Genomic DNA, 281 nt, shown 5'->3' with positions numbered 1-281 from the left:
AGCAAAATGCTCATGGTTATAAAAGTACACTTAGAAAGTATAGAGCAAAAAACTGCAGCAACTGCCAAATCAGAGGGCGATGCTTTAAAGGCAAAGGCAACCGTAGCATCGAAGTCAATTTTAGGCTGAGAGCTTATAAACAAAAAGCCAGAGAGGCTCTTAATAGCGATAAGGGGTTACATCACCGAAGTAAACGGCCTATTGAACCAGAGGCTGTCTTTGGTCAGATTAAATACAACAAAGGATTTAATCGTTTTAAGCTAAAAGGGCTTGAAGGTGTT

General features: G+C 39.9%; 1 protein-coding gene. It reads left to right on the top strand.

Features of this window, described 5'->3' with window-relative positions; all coding sequences use genetic code 11:
* Positions 1–281: transposase (locus FNN09_RS20990; protein WP_185969097.1), on the top strand; the 281-nt coding region annotated here is incomplete at both ends.

Origin of the sequence: Carboxylicivirga sp. M1479 (assembly GCF_007097485.1) — a bacterium.
GTDB lineage: Bacteria > Bacteroidota > Bacteroidia > Bacteroidales > Marinilabiliaceae > Carboxylicivirga.
The sequence above is the reverse complement of the archived record's forward strand: the minus strand, read 5'-3'. Positions and strand labels throughout refer to the sequence as shown.